Genomic DNA, 12,427 nt, shown 5'->3' on the forward strand with positions numbered 1-12,427 from the left:
GACGCTGGACGTGCCAGAGGGCTGGAAGGCCGAGCCGGGGGGGGCGGGGGGGTGGGGGACACGCGCCCCCCCCGCGGGGGGGGCGGGCCGGACCCCCGGCCCGCCCCCCGTGCGTTCAGCTGAGCTTGTCGACGGCCGTGACGGTGGTGTCCCTGAAGTCGGCCACCTGCGCGTGCTCGAAGGTGCCCATCTGGCCCCACTGCACGACGGTCACGGTCCTGCCGTCCCGGCCGACCGAGAACAGGCCGATGTCGGAGGCGCCCCACTCGGCGACCGTGTGGACGCCGTAGACGTGAGCGCCCTCCTCCACGTCGAGGCGGCCGTAGTACTTCTGCGTGGCGGTGATGTCGGGATACCGCTCCATCACCTCCCGCGCGCAGTCGGCCAGGTCCTTCCGCAGCAGCCCTGCGAGCTGCACGGCGTGCCGCGTGCTGCGCTCGACGACCGTGACCTGGAGGGCACCGGTGTCGTACTCGGTCCAGTACCGGCGGTGGGAGGCGGTGGACGGCAGCGCGTCGCCGACGCACATGGGCAGCGGGTCGGGCTGCCCGGCGGTGACGGGTCCGGCGTACCAGTCGGAGGACGGGTGCGGCGGCAGTTCGGCCGGCTCCAGGAAGGCGGGCGGGGCGGATCGCGGTGGTGCCGCGTTCGCCGGGACGGCGGTCATGGCGAACGCGGCGCCGGCCGCCAGCGCGGTCGCCACGGTACGGACCCCTCGGGCACGGACGTACATGTTTCCCCCATGTCAGATCATCGGAGTGTGTGTCGGTCTCGGTACGGCTTGTCCAGTACGACTCGGCACGGCCCCGATGGGTTGCCCTCCAGGACCGCCCGTTTCGGCCGGTCGCCCCCGTCCGCCCGACGGGCGGGGCCGGGCACGCGGTGCGAGACTGCTGCGCAGCGTCCCCCGCCGTCGCGGGACCGCCGAGGAGAGGAGCCGAGGTGTCCACGTCGGAGCCGAGCTACGCGACGCTCCAGGAGTTCCTCGCCGATCCGGCCCACCTCACCCTGGACCTGCCCACCGCGGTGGCCCGCTGCTCCCACTCCCTGGGTCTGCGGCACACCGTGGTCTACCTCGTCGACCTCCAGCAGCGGCATCTCGTCCCGCAGACCGGCATGGCGTCGGCCCTTCCGGTCGACGGGTCGCTGGCGGGGTGGGCGTACCGTACGCAGGCGCTGCGCGTGGAGGAGTCGGGGGCCGACGGCGTCACCGCCTGGTTCCCGCTGCTGGACGGCGCGGAGCGGCTCGGCGTGCTGGCCGTGCACGACACCGCGCTCACCGCGTCGTCGCTCACCCGCGGCCGGGCGCTCGCCTCCCTGACCGCCATGATGATCACCTCGAAGCGGGCCTACGAGGACTCCTACGTCCGCAGCACCCGCACCGAACGGATGCGGCTGCCCGCCGAGATGCTCCGCGCCTTCCTGCCGCCGCGCACCATCGGCAACGCGCAGGTCGTGTCGACGGCCGTCCTGGAACCCGCGTACGAGATCGGCGGCGACGCCTTCGACCACTCGCTCACCGAGACGACGCTGCACGTGGCCGTCCTGGACGCGATGGGGCACGACCTGGCCTCCGGGCTCACCAGCGCGCTCGCCCTGGCCGCCTGCCGCAACGCCCGGCGCACCGGCGCCGAGCTGCCCGAGCTGGTGACGGCCGTGGACGAAGCGCTGTCCGCCTGGCTGCCGAACCAGTTCTGCACGGCGGTCGTCTGCCAGCTCGACCTGGCCACGGGGGTGCTGCGCTGGGCCAACTGCGGTCACCCCGCGCCCATCCTGATCCGCGACCAGCGGTTGGTCATCGACGCCATGGAGCGCGAGGCCGATCCGCCCATGGGCCTGCCGGCGCAGCTCACCTCCCGGCCGCGCCGGACCCACGAGATCTCGCTGGAGCCCGGGGACCGGGTGCTGATGTACACCGACGGTGTCGTGGAGGCGCGGACCCCGGAGGCGACACTGCTGGGCCTGGAACGGTTCGCCGACTACGTCATCCGGGCCACGGCCGGCGGCGAACTGGCGCCGGAGTCACTGCGCCGGCTGATCCACTCGATCCTGGCCATGCAGGAGGACCGGCTGCGGGACGACGCGACACTGCTGATGTTCGAGTGGCGGCCGCCGTCCGGCTGACGCGCGGACCGGGCGGTCATCGCCTCACACGCTGTGTCCCCGCGCGCGCAGCCAGGCGTGCACGGTGTCCTTGTCCGACGGCGTGATCCGGACGTGGCCCTCGACGTAGGGGCCCTCGTCCTCGGTGAATCCGGTGTCGGTGATCCGGGCGGTCACCCAGGTGGCCAGGTCCTGGGCGGCCGGTTCGGACAGGGCGCCCTCCTCCCAGCCGGTGCGGGCTTCGTCGGCCGCGCCGGCGTCGTGCCGTTCGGTCTCCGCCAGCCACGCCGCCACCAGCCGTTCCACGGTCCGGCGGTCCTCGGAGGCGGTCCGCTGTCGCATCCGCTTGTCGTTCATGCCGTCCGAGTGCCCGCGATCCCCCGACCGCACCTCGGGGAGCGCCGCCGTGTCGTGGGGGGCGCGCCGGGTACCCGCGTTCCAGGGGAGGCCGGTCCGTTCCGGTCCGACGACGGTGACCGCCCGGGAAGGGGACAACGATGAGGCAGCCCGCCGACGACCACGCTCTCGATCAGCGCGCCGGCGTTTCCGAGCTCCGTCCGGCAACGGGGGACCCCGGGCTCGTTCCCCCGAGTGAGCCCGGCCACGAGGATCTGCCGGTCGACCGCAACCAGGCGATCCTGCAGGCCGCCAAGCAGGTGGGTTCGACCGTCAACTACCCGGCGCTATGGCGCCGGGTTTGCACAACGGGCATCACTGGCGGTGATGCTGCGTTTGCGTCCAGTCCCACTCCGAGGTGTTCGGGGTGGGGCAGGGGCCGTTGACGGGGCCCCGCGTCGCCACAACTCCCACGCTCTGGCGCGGATGTTGCGGGAGCCGTTCCGGTCCGCGTGATCAACGAATCCGCAGGACCGGCACGCGAACCAGGCCTGCGAGACCCGGTTCGCCTTGTCGATGTACCCGCATTCGGCGCAGGTGCGGGAGGTGTACGCCGGATCGACGTGCACCACCGGCACCCCCGCCTTGCGGGCCTTGTACGCGATGAACTGCCCCAGCTGGGCGAAGGCCCAGCTGGAGTGGGTGGCCCGTTGGGGCTTGCGAAGCCGTACCCGCTCGCGGATGCCCGTCAGGTCCTCCAGGGCGATCCCGCGACCGGTGCGTTCAGCCTCGGCCACCACATGCTTCGCGATCTTGTGATTGACGTCCCTGGCCCGACGGGCCTCCTTGCGACGCCGCTTCTTCAGACGGCGCTTGGCGGACGGGGTGTTCTTGCGCTGCAGCCTGGCGCGCAGGCCGCGTTCTCGGACGCGCGCACGATTGAGCTCGCGTCCGGCCATGATCTCACCGTCCGATGTGGTGGCGATGTTGACGATGCCCAGGTCGATGCCGAGGAAGTCCACCGGATCGGAGTTCGTCGGCGCTTCGGGGACCTCGCAGGTGGCGTTCAGGAACCACATGCCGTCCCGGCACACCAGGTCCGACTCGCCTCTGCGGTGCAGGGCCAGGGCGGCCAGCTGCTCCGGCGAGGCGGTGAACGCCACGTCCTTGATGCGCCCTGCCACCGTCCAGACCGAGACCCGTCTCTCGACCGTCTGCCAGGACAGCATCCGGTCGTCATAGGGCTGCGCACCCTGGGGCCGGAAGCAGACCGGTTTCTCGGCCGCCCGGCGGTAACGCTTCGAACCGGGCTTCCCCAGATTCCCTGCCTTCAGGTTCGCCTGCAGCGTTGCATACGCATCACACGTCTTCTTGACCACATGCTGGGCAGCCTGCGCGCCCAGCCCCCACCGGGCCCTGACCTCGTCGTAGACAAGCCTGCGCAGCGCGAAATTCCGCCTCACGTCCTTCTCGAACGCCACGCCACTGGCCCAGGTGGCCGCCTCATTGCAGGCACGCAGGGTCGCCTCAAGCGCCGCCGCCTGCACCGGCGTCGGCAGCAGTCTCACCTGCACCGTCAGCTTCACGATCACCAACGTACACACCCGTCCGACCATCCACCGCACGTTCCCTCCCGATCCCCCGACCGGGTGAACCTGCCGCGTGGAGATCTACCCGTTCCTCGGCAGCTACCTGCTCGCCGAGGCGATCGACACGGCCGGCGCGGACCTGGCCGTCCACGGCCACGCCCACCTGGGCACGGAGCACGGCATGACGGCGGGCGGGGTACGGGTGCGCAACGTCGCACAGCCCGTGATCCGCCGCGCCTTCAACGTCTACCAGCTGAACGCGGCCTGACGCACCGACCGGATCGGGCGTCGGTCAGGCGTCGTCCTCCGTCGCCCGTCCCAGGCACGTGACGTCCGCGGGATCCATGCCCGCCACCTCGATCTCGTGGAAGCCCATACGGTCGTAGAAGGCCCTGGCCTGCGTGTTGGCCGTGCCCATGACCAGATGGACGGCCGGTACGCCGCGCTCCCGCAGCGCCCGCCGGAACTCCCGCATCAGCGCCCGCCCGTATCCGCGCCCCTGCCATTCGGGCAGCAGGTCGATGTGCAGATGGGCCGGGTAGGCGGCCAGTTCGGGGACGATCATCCGCTCGGGATCGTGCAGCAGCCCGGCCATGACCGCGTCCGGGCCGTCGGGCGGCCCCTGCGGCGCCGGATAGCGGTCCGCGACCCGCGGCAGCCAGGTGCCGCGGAACTCCTCTGCGAAGCGCGGCGTGTCCGCCGTACCGAGGATGTAGCCGACCGCCCGTCCCTCCCCGTCGTCCAGCACGAAGGCCAGGCCGGGGTCCAGATGGACGTACGGGGCGGCGAAGACGGCGGGCAGTACGGAGGGGTCGGCGTACACGGGCCGGCGGTCGCGGCCGTTGTGCGCGGTGCGGACGCAGATGTCGTCGAGGGCGGCGGCGTCGGCGGGACGGTAGGGACGTACGGCGGCAGTCGGGATCACCACGCCATCCTCCCCTCTTGGGAGCGCTCCCACAAGTAGCGGCCGAATGGCGCCGACCGAACCGGGCATCCGATGATCTGAGTGAGCGACACCTTCAAAGAGAGCGAGAAAGCGTCATGAGTCTTCTGCGTACGGCCGGCCGCCCGTTGCTCGCCTCGATGTTCGTCGCGGGCGGGCTGCATTCCCTGCGCAGGCCCCAGGACGTGGCACCGGCGGCCGAGCCGGTCGTGCGGCCGGTGACCGAGCGCGTGTCGGCGCTGCCCGACAGCACCGAGCAACTCGTACGGCTCAACGGCGCCGTGCACGTGGTGGGCGGGATCATGCTGGGGCTGGGCCGCTGCCCCCGGGTGGCCGCACTGGCCCTCGCCGCGACGCTGGTGCCCACCACACTGGCGGGCCACCGGTTCTGGGAGGCGGAGGACCCGGCGGACCGCGCGCAGCAGCGCATCCACTTCCTCAAGAACCTGTCCATGATGGGCGGTCTGCTGATCGCGGCCGACGACACCGCCGGCCGGCCGTCCCTCCTGTGGCGCGGCCGGCATGCCGCGAAGGGGCTGCGGCACGACGCCCACCTGGTCCGGCGTTCGGTACGGGCCACGGCCCGCCCGGCCGCGACGGCGGGCGGCGTCCGGGCGAAGCTGGGCCACTGACAGAATCGGCAGCTCCAGCCGGGCCGCACCGGCCGCACGGGCCGTCGCGGGCATCCGAGGAGAGAAGTCCTGAGTACCACCGCCCTCTCCGAGGCCGTCCCCTTCGTCCTGCTCCTTGGCGTTCTGGCCTTCGCCGTGCTGCGTCCGCGCGGCCTGCCGGAGGCGGTGGCCGCCGTACCCGCCGCCGTGCTCGCCGTGGCGCTCGGCACGGTCACCCCGCAGCAGGCGTGGGAGGAGACGCGCGCGCTGCTGCCGGTGGTCGTCTTCCTCGCGCTGGTGCTGATGCTGGCGTACCTGTGCGCGAAGGAGGGCCTGTTCGAGGCCGTCGGCGCGGCCGTGGCCCGCCGCTGCGGGGGCAGTCCGCGGCGCCTGCTGACCGGCGTGTTCGCCGTGGCCTGCGCGGTCACGGCCGTGCTCAGTCTGGACGCCACCGCGGTCCTGCTGACCCCCGTGGTCCTCGCCACCGCGTCCCGGGCGGGTGCCCGCGCCCGCCCGCACGTGTACGCCACGGCACACCTGTCGAACTCCGCCTCGCTGCTGCTGCCGGTCTCGAACCTGACCAACCTGCTGGCGTTCACGGCCAGCGGCCTGAGCTTCACCCGGTTCGCCGCGCTGATGGCGCTGCCCTGGCTGGCCGCGATCGCCGTGGAGTACGCCGTGTTCCGGCGCTTCTTCCGCGCGGACCTGAACGAGCCGGCCGCCGCGCCCGCGCCGGATGCGGCCGCCCGCCGTGCCGCCCCGGCCGTCCCCCGGTTCACCGTCGTCGTCGTGGCCATGACCCTGGCCGGGTTCGCCCTCTCCTCCCCCGTCGGGCTCGACCCCGCGTGGGCGGCGCTGGCCGGCGTTCTGGTGCTCGGTCTGCGGGCGCCGGCCCGACGGCATGTGACGCCCCGGGAGATGGTGGGCGCCGCGTCACCGCTGTTCTGCGTGTTCGTCCTGGCCCTCGGTGTCGTGGTGCAGGCGGTGGTGACGGGCGGCCCGGCGGCCGGGCTGGGACGGCTGCTGCCGGACGGGGACTCACTGCCGGCGCTGCTCGGGGTGGCGGCGGTGGCCGCGGTGCTGGCCAACGTCGTCAACAACCTGCCGGCCGTCCTCGCCCTGCTCCCGCTGGCCGCGCCCGCCGGACCGGCGCACGTGCTCGCGGTGCTGATCGGCGTGAACCTGGGCCCGAACCTCACCTACGTCGGCTCGCTCGCGACCCTGCTCTGGCGGCGCATCCTGCACCGGCACGGCATCGAGGTGAACCTCGCCCGGTTCACGCTGCTGGGGCTGCTCACCGTGCCGGCCACGGTCGCGGCGTCGACCGTGGCCCTGTGGGGGACGCTGCGCCTCATCGGCCCCTGATGTCGGCGGCGGGTGGTCACTGGGCCGGGACCTACTGGGTCGCTTACTGGGTCGCGACGACGATGCAGCGCCGCAGTTCCTCGACGGCCTCGGGGGCGCCCTCGACGCTCACGCCGTCGTCCTCCTCGATGCCCGTCCGGTTCCAGAGCCGGCGCAGTACCGCCTCCGGGGGGCCGCTCAGCGTCACGTCGGCCGTGCTGTCGCCCTCGCCGTCCGACACACTGAACTCCCCCGGCCCGGTGCGCACCCGCCAGGCCGCGTCACCGGCCCGCACGAGGAACGTGCGCCCCGGGGAGCCGTCCAGGATCTCGGTGAAGTACTCGCCCCACTCGGCGACGGCGAACGCGACGAAGACCTTGAGCAGTTCGTCGATCCCGTCGACGGCGAGGTCGTCCGGTACGGGGGTGACGGGCCGGCCGGTGGCGAGTTCGGCGTCGATGCGGTGGACGACGGTCTCCTGGGCCATCCGCCGGATCCAGAAGCCGACGCTCTGGTCGGGGCCGTACCAGCCGGCGGCCGCGTCCCCGGGGGCGCGGGTGGCGAACTCGGCGCGCAGCGCCGTGTACCCCCGGTCGAGCAGCGCGGCCGGCTCCTCCTCGGCGAACTCCTTCGGCGGCCAGGGCTCGGGCTCGACGCCCTCGCGCATGGCGACGGTCTTGTGCAGGTAGACCTCGCCGACGTGGCGGGTCAGATCGGCGACCGTCCAGCCGGGGCAGGTCGGCACGGGGGCGGCGGCGTCGGTCTCGACGACGGACCGCATGCGGTCGTAGTCGGCCGCGAGGCAGTCGAGGAAGCGCGTGAACTCCATGCCGCAGAGCCAAACACACGTTCAGGAGCGCGGCACGGTCTTTTCGTTGCCCAGTCGCGCCCGGGCTTCACCAGGTCCCGGTGGGGAGCGCGGGTCGGCGGACGGCCTCGGCCGCGTCCCGCAGGTGCAGCGCGACGGTGATCAGGGCGCGCAGCGCGGAGGGGCGCAGGCTCTGGGCGCTCTCGGCGGCCAGCACCAGCAGGCAGCCCGCGGCCTGTTCGACGACCGGGACCGAGAACGCGAAGTCGTCGCCGTCGGCGGTGCGGAAGGCGCGCCAGGGCGTCGCGGCACCGTCGATGGCCTTCTGCACCGCGTGTTCGAGATGCTGTGCGGCCTGTTGGCACACGGGGGCGGGCAGGATGATGGTGCGTTGGAACGCTGAACTGGTCATAGTCCCACTGATCCCCCGCCCCGGCGGTCTTCGATCGGCGTACCGGGCGTTTTTCACCGGGTCGGCGGCAGTCGGGTCCCGGTGCGGCGGCGCGGACCTAGGCTGGTGGCCGTGTGCTCCGACTCCTCGTACTCGGCCGTCGCGGCGCGGTTCACCGGACGGCCGGCGACCGCCGAGCGCCGGCTGTCCGGTTCGCTCGCGGAGGTCGTCCTCGACGACGGCCGCACGGTGATGGTCAAGGTCGCGGACGGCCCGGGTGCCGCGCGGGCAGAGGCCGCCGGGCTGCGCTGGCTGGCCGAGGCCGGCACGGTGCGGATTCCGGTGGTGCACGGCCACGACGAGCGACGGCTGGTCACCGACCGGGTGCCGCAGGGCCGGCCGGACGCGGAGGCGGCGGCCCGGTTCGGCCGGGACCTGGCCGCGCTGCACGGCGCCGGGGCGCCCGCGTTCGGAGCCGCGCCGCCCGGCGGGCCCGAGGAGGCCTACATCGGACTCGCCCCGATGCGCAACGCCGCCGGGAGCGACTGGCCGTCCTGGTACGCCGAGCACCGTGTGCTGCCGTATCTGCGCCACGCGGTGGACGACGGCACGGTCACCGCGGCCGAGGCGGCCGACGTCGAGCGGGTCTGCGACCGGCTGCCCGGCCTCGCGGGTCCCGCGGAGCCGCCGGCCCGGCTGCACGGCGACCTGTGGAACGGCAACGTGCTCTGGGGCGACGACGGGCACGTCCACCTGATCGACCCGGCGGCCCACGGCGGGCACCGGGAGACCGACCTGGCGATGCTGCGCCTCTTCGGCTGCCCGCACCTGGAGCGGATCATGGCGGCGTACGGGGAGAGCGCGCCGCTCGCCGACGGCTGGGCCGGCCGCGTCGGCGTGCACCAGCTGTTCCCGCTGCTGGTGCACGCCGTCCTGTTCGGACGCGGGTACGCCGAACAGGCCCTCGCGGCAGCACGCGTGGCGGGGTGAGAGCCGGGGCCGCGGGCAAGGGCGGCGCCATCGTCAACGTCGCCTCCATCCTCGGCGGCTCTCCCGCCTACGTCGCCGCCAAGCACGGTGTCGTCGGGCTGACCAGGACCGCCGGCGCCGAGCTGATCGCCTTCCTGCTGTCGGACCGGGCGTCCTTCGTGGCGGGCGGCTATCACCTGGTCGACGGCGCCTACACGGCCGTCTGAGCGTCCGCCGCACAACCCGTCCCGGGGGAGAGAAAGAAGGAGTTCGACCATGAAGGCAGTGCGGTACCGCACCATCGGGGCCCCGCCCGAGGTCGTCACGGTCCCCGACCCGGAACCCGGCCCCGGCCAGGTGCTGCTGAAGGTGACCGCGGCCGGCGTCTGCCACTCCGATATCGCGGTGATGAGCCGGACGGCCGAGAGTCTCCCCTACGAGCTTCCCCTCACCCTCGGCCACGAGGGCGTCGGCACGGTGGCCGCGCTCGGCGCCGGGGTGACCGGGCTGAACGAGGGCGACGCGGTGCGTACGAGCGGCTGCACGCGGGCGAGGTCAACGGCCGCGCGGTGATCCTGCCGCACGGCTGACCGGCTCCCGGACCGCGGCCGTCCGCGCGACGGCGTCGGGGGCGCGACCGGTCCCCCGTTCCGGTCGTGCCCCCGGTGCGGTCGAACCTACGTGGACGGCTCCGCCGTTGTGAATCGTGCCGGTGCCCGCTGCCGGGCCGGAAGGACTCACCCGTGCACAGGTGAGTCCGGATGGCCCGGTTTCGTCCCTGGCAGCGGTGGTCCGCCGAGGTCTCCCTCGGCGAGGTGGGCGAGTACGACCTCGTACAGGTCGCTGCCGGCGGCGAGCAGCTGGCGTTCGAGGACCGGCTCCGCGCTGCGGACGTGCTCGCGGACGGTCTGGGCGTGCATCCCGAGCCGCTGGGCGGCCCGCTCGGCGTTGCCGCCGACGGCGATCCAGGTGCGCAGGGTACGTCGCAGGTCCCGGCCGTCCGGGGCCAGGCGGCCGAGGAGGTCACCGGCCCAGGTGCGCAGCGCGGGCCCGGACAGCAGGTCGGTGAGGCCGGCCGCCCCGGGCCGGTCCGGGGCGGCCCCACCCGGCGGCTCGGCGAGGCCGACCTGCGAGTTCAGGGCGAGGTGGACGGCGGCGCGGACGGTCAGGTCGGCGAAGTCGGTGCGCAGCAGGCCCTCGACGCGGTCCATGCGGGCCCGGACCGTGTTGCGGCTGACCCCGAGGATCTTCGCCGTGTTGACGGCGGTGAACTCCAGGCCGAGCCGGGTGGTGGCCAGCAGTTCGGCGCGGGTGTGGTGCGGCAGGGCGTCGAGCGGGCTCAGCATCCGGGCCGTCCAGCCGTGCAGGGCCGCGGGCTCCATCAGCAGCTCGGGGCGGGTCCGCTCGGCGTACACGGCCGCCTGCTCCGGCCGGAACCGGGCGACGGCCAGGGCGCTCACCGCCTGTCCGTACGCGGCGGCGGTACGGGCGAGGCCCTGCCGGGCGCTGACCCCGAGGAACACGCCGGGCAGGCCGCCGACGAGCGTGCGCAGCTCCCGGCCGGCCGAGTCGCGCGGGGCGAGCACGATGACGTGTCCGTCCATCGCCGGGCAGCGCACGACCAGCGCCCCTTCCTCCGTCGCCGACACGCACTCCTCGGCCAGGCGGTCCCGCTCCCCGGGGCTGCTCTCCACGACGTACAAGCAGGCCGTGTCGGTGTCGAGGAGGCCCGGCCAGAGTCCGGCGGCCACCCGGCGGGCGGAGACGGTGTCCTCCACCATCAGCAGTTGCAGGATGGCCAGGCGCAGGTCGGAGGTGGCCCGCCGCAGCCGGTGTCCGGCCGCGGCCGACTCGTGTCCGGCCAGCAGCAGCTCCAGCACCTGGGCGGTGTGCGTGACGATGTCGGAGGCCCGCCGGTCGAAGGGGGCCTCGCGGGCAACGGCGAGGACGGCGTCGGGCGCCGGGTGCGACCGGGCCACGCGGACGAGCCGCACCTGGCGGCCCCCGTCCTCCAGGGCGGCGGAGGCGATCCGGCCGCCGGTGATGTCCGCGACCAGGCCCTCGTCCAGCGGGAGGCGGGTGCCGGCCAGCAGGCGGCCGGTGCCGTCCTGGAGCGAGACGGCGGCGTCCGCGGCGCCGGCCAGCCAGGTCATGACCCTGTTCAGGTCGCGGCCGGCCGGCCGCAGGTGGTCGAGGAGTTCCTCGGCCCATCCCGCGTACTCACCGGCTCCCGCCGCCCGCTGTCCCGTCCCGTCCTCTCGGCCCGCCACGTCGGCCTTCTCCTCGTCCTCGCCTCGCCCCCGGCCCAGGTCGGGGACGTTACCTCATGGCCGTGCGCGCGGGGCCGGAGCGAGGGTCCGGGAGCGGCTCGCGGGGCCGTCGACGGGGCCTGTCGGCCGCCGCACGCGGACGGGCATAAGCTCGGTGAATGGCGAAGTACTTCGACGTGCACCCCGAGAACCCCCAGCCGCGCAGCATCGCGCAGGTCGCCGACAGCGTCCGCTCCGACGCGCTGATCGCGTATCCGACGGACTCCTGCTACGCACTGGGCTGCCGACTGGGCAGCCGCGACGGCATCGACCGCATCCGGTCGATCCGGCAACTGGACAACCGGCACCACTTCACCCTGGTGTGCCAGGACTTCGCGCAGCTCGGCCAGTTCGTGCAGATCGACAACGACGTGTTCCGGGCGATCAAGGCGTCCACCCCGGGCAGCTACACCTTCATCCTGCCGGCGACGCGGGAGGTGCCGCGCATGCTCCAGCATCCGAAGAAGAAGACCGTGGGCGTGCGCATCCCCGACCACGTCGTCACCCAGGCACTCCTCACAGAGCTGGGCGAACCGCTCTTGTCCAGCACGCTGCTGCTGCCCGGCGAGGACGAGCCGATGACGCAGGGCTGGGAGATCAAGGACCGCCTCGACCACGTGGTGGACGCGGTGATCGACTCCGGGGACTGCGGCACCGAGCCGACGACCGTCGTCGACTTCTCCGGCGGCGAGGCGGAGATCGTGCGGCACGGCGCCGGAGACACGACCCGCTTCGAGTAGGAGCGGGTCGACCGCCGAAGCAACCCGCCCGGCAACGGAGTTGGGCGGGGCTCCCCTCGTCGCACCCCCGGTCCGGGCGTTGTTACCGTGCCCGGGTGTCTGACTCCTCACGTGATACCGCCGATGGCGCCGGCTGGGGCTCCGCCGATCCCCGCGCCTTCCGAGACCTCAATCCGCAGGGCACCCTGTAGCTGTGCTGGCACAAACCGAGAACCCTGTGGGGCTGTGTCTTTTACACAACTGACGCTGGCGACGAATATAGAGGTGTATATCTCGGTGTTCGC

12 protein-coding genes and 3 pseudogenes are annotated in these 12,427 nt (G+C 73.5%); 8 read left to right on the top strand and 7 right to left on the bottom strand.

Annotated features, from left to right (window positions below):
- Nucleotides 1-115: 115 nt before the first annotated feature.
- A complete protein-coding gene (locus ACFWR9_RS26500; protein ID WP_383846384.1) occupies nt 116-733 on the bottom strand; it encodes a hypothetical protein in 618 nt (205 codons plus the stop codon).
- Nucleotides 734-942: 209 nt separating this feature from the next.
- Here ACFWR9_RS26500 and ACFWR9_RS26505 point away from each other — a divergent pair, with 209 nt between their 5' ends.
- Nucleotides 943-2,124 carry a PP2C family protein-serine/threonine phosphatase gene (locus tag ACFWR9_RS26505; protein WP_383846385.1) on the top strand — a complete coding sequence of 394 codons (1,182 nt, stop codon included), beginning with the start codon at nt 943-945 and terminating at the stop codon, nt 2,122-2,124.
- A 24-nt stretch (nt 2,125-2,148) separates the two neighbouring features.
- Here ACFWR9_RS26505 and ACFWR9_RS26510 read toward each other — a convergent pair whose 3' ends face one another.
- Nucleotides 2,149-2,460, bottom strand: a complete 312-nt coding sequence (locus tag ACFWR9_RS26510) for a hypothetical protein (RefSeq protein ID WP_383846386.1) — start codon at nt 2,458-2,460, stop codon at nt 2,149-2,151.
- A gap of 326 nt (nt 2,461-2,786) precedes the next feature.
- Nucleotides 2,787-4,025 carry an RNA-guided endonuclease InsQ/TnpB family protein gene (locus ACFWR9_RS26515; protein ID WP_383846387.1) on the bottom strand — a complete coding sequence of 413 codons (1,239 nt, stop codon included), beginning with the start codon at nt 4,023-4,025 and terminating at the stop codon, nt 2,787-2,789.
- Nucleotides 4,026-4,104: 79 nt separating this feature from the next.
- Here ACFWR9_RS26515 and ACFWR9_RS26520 point away from each other — a divergent pair.
- A pseudogene (locus ACFWR9_RS26520) lies at nt 4,105-4,296 on the top strand (metallophosphoesterase); the annotation flags it as partial.
- A gap of 24 nt (nt 4,297-4,320) precedes the next feature.
- On the opposite strand, the gene ACFWR9_RS26525 reads toward ACFWR9_RS26520, so the two are convergent.
- A complete protein-coding gene (locus tag ACFWR9_RS26525; RefSeq protein WP_383846395.1) occupies nt 4,321-4,953 on the bottom strand; it encodes a GNAT family N-acetyltransferase in 633 nt (210 codons plus the stop codon).
- 116 nt (nt 4,954-5,069) lie between these two features.
- On the opposite strand from ACFWR9_RS26525, the gene ACFWR9_RS26530 reads away from it, so the two are divergent.
- Nucleotides 5,070-5,603: a DoxX family protein gene (locus ACFWR9_RS26530; protein WP_383846388.1), complete on the top strand. Its 534-nt coding sequence runs from the start codon at nt 5,070-5,072 to the stop codon at nt 5,601-5,603.
- 69 nt (nt 5,604-5,672) lie between these two features.
- Entirely contained in the window at nt 5,673-6,947 is a 1,275-nt protein-coding gene (locus ACFWR9_RS26535; RefSeq protein ID WP_383846396.1) for an SLC13 family permease, read from the top strand.
- A gap of 43 nt (nt 6,948-6,990) precedes the next feature.
- Here the strand turns inward: ACFWR9_RS26535 and ACFWR9_RS26540 are convergent, their stop codons facing one another.
- Nucleotides 6,991-7,755: a maleylpyruvate isomerase family mycothiol-dependent enzyme gene (locus ACFWR9_RS26540; protein WP_383846389.1), complete on the bottom strand. Its 765-nt coding sequence runs from the start codon at nt 7,753-7,755 to the stop codon at nt 6,991-6,993.
- A gap of 67 nt (nt 7,756-7,822) precedes the next feature.
- On the bottom strand, nt 7,823-8,146 hold the full coding sequence (locus ACFWR9_RS26545; protein ID WP_383846390.1) for a hypothetical protein: 324 nt from the start codon (nt 8,144-8,146) through the stop codon (nt 7,823-7,825).
- 111 nt (nt 8,147-8,257) lie between these two features.
- On the opposite strand from ACFWR9_RS26545, the gene ACFWR9_RS26550 reads away from it, so the two are divergent.
- From ACFWR9_RS26550 to ACFWR9_RS26560, 3 genes and pseudogenes are all read left to right on the top strand, one after another.
- Nucleotides 8,258-9,115, top strand: a complete 858-nt coding sequence (locus tag ACFWR9_RS26550) for a fructosamine kinase family protein (protein WP_383846391.1) — start codon at nt 8,258-8,260, stop codon at nt 9,113-9,115.
- Nucleotides 9,097-9,321 (top strand): annotated as a pseudogene (locus tag ACFWR9_RS26555) (SDR family NAD(P)-dependent oxidoreductase); the annotation flags it as partial. The gene ACFWR9_RS26550 and the pseudogene ACFWR9_RS26555, both read left to right, overlap by 19 nt.
- 49 nt (nt 9,322-9,370) lie before the next feature.
- A pseudogene (locus tag ACFWR9_RS26560) lies at nt 9,371-9,634 on the top strand (alcohol dehydrogenase catalytic domain-containing protein); the annotation flags it as partial.
- 197 nt (nt 9,635-9,831) lie between these two features.
- Here ACFWR9_RS26560 and ACFWR9_RS26565 read toward each other — a convergent pair.
- Nucleotides 9,832-11,364, bottom strand: a complete 1,533-nt coding sequence (locus ACFWR9_RS26565; protein ID WP_383846392.1) for a helix-turn-helix domain-containing protein — start codon at nt 11,362-11,364, stop codon at nt 9,832-9,834.
- A 158-nt stretch (nt 11,365-11,522) separates the two neighbouring features.
- Between ACFWR9_RS26565 and ACFWR9_RS26570 the strand changes: the two genes are divergently transcribed.
- Nucleotides 11,523-12,143, top strand: a complete 621-nt coding sequence (locus ACFWR9_RS26570; protein ID WP_383846393.1) for an L-threonylcarbamoyladenylate synthase — start codon at nt 11,523-11,525, stop codon at nt 12,141-12,143.
- Nucleotides 12,144-12,427 lie beyond the last annotated feature (284 nt).

The organism is Streptomyces sp. NPDC058534 (assembly GCF_042717365.1).
Classification (GTDB): Bacteria; Actinomycetota; Actinomycetes; order Streptomycetales; family Streptomycetaceae; genus Streptomyces.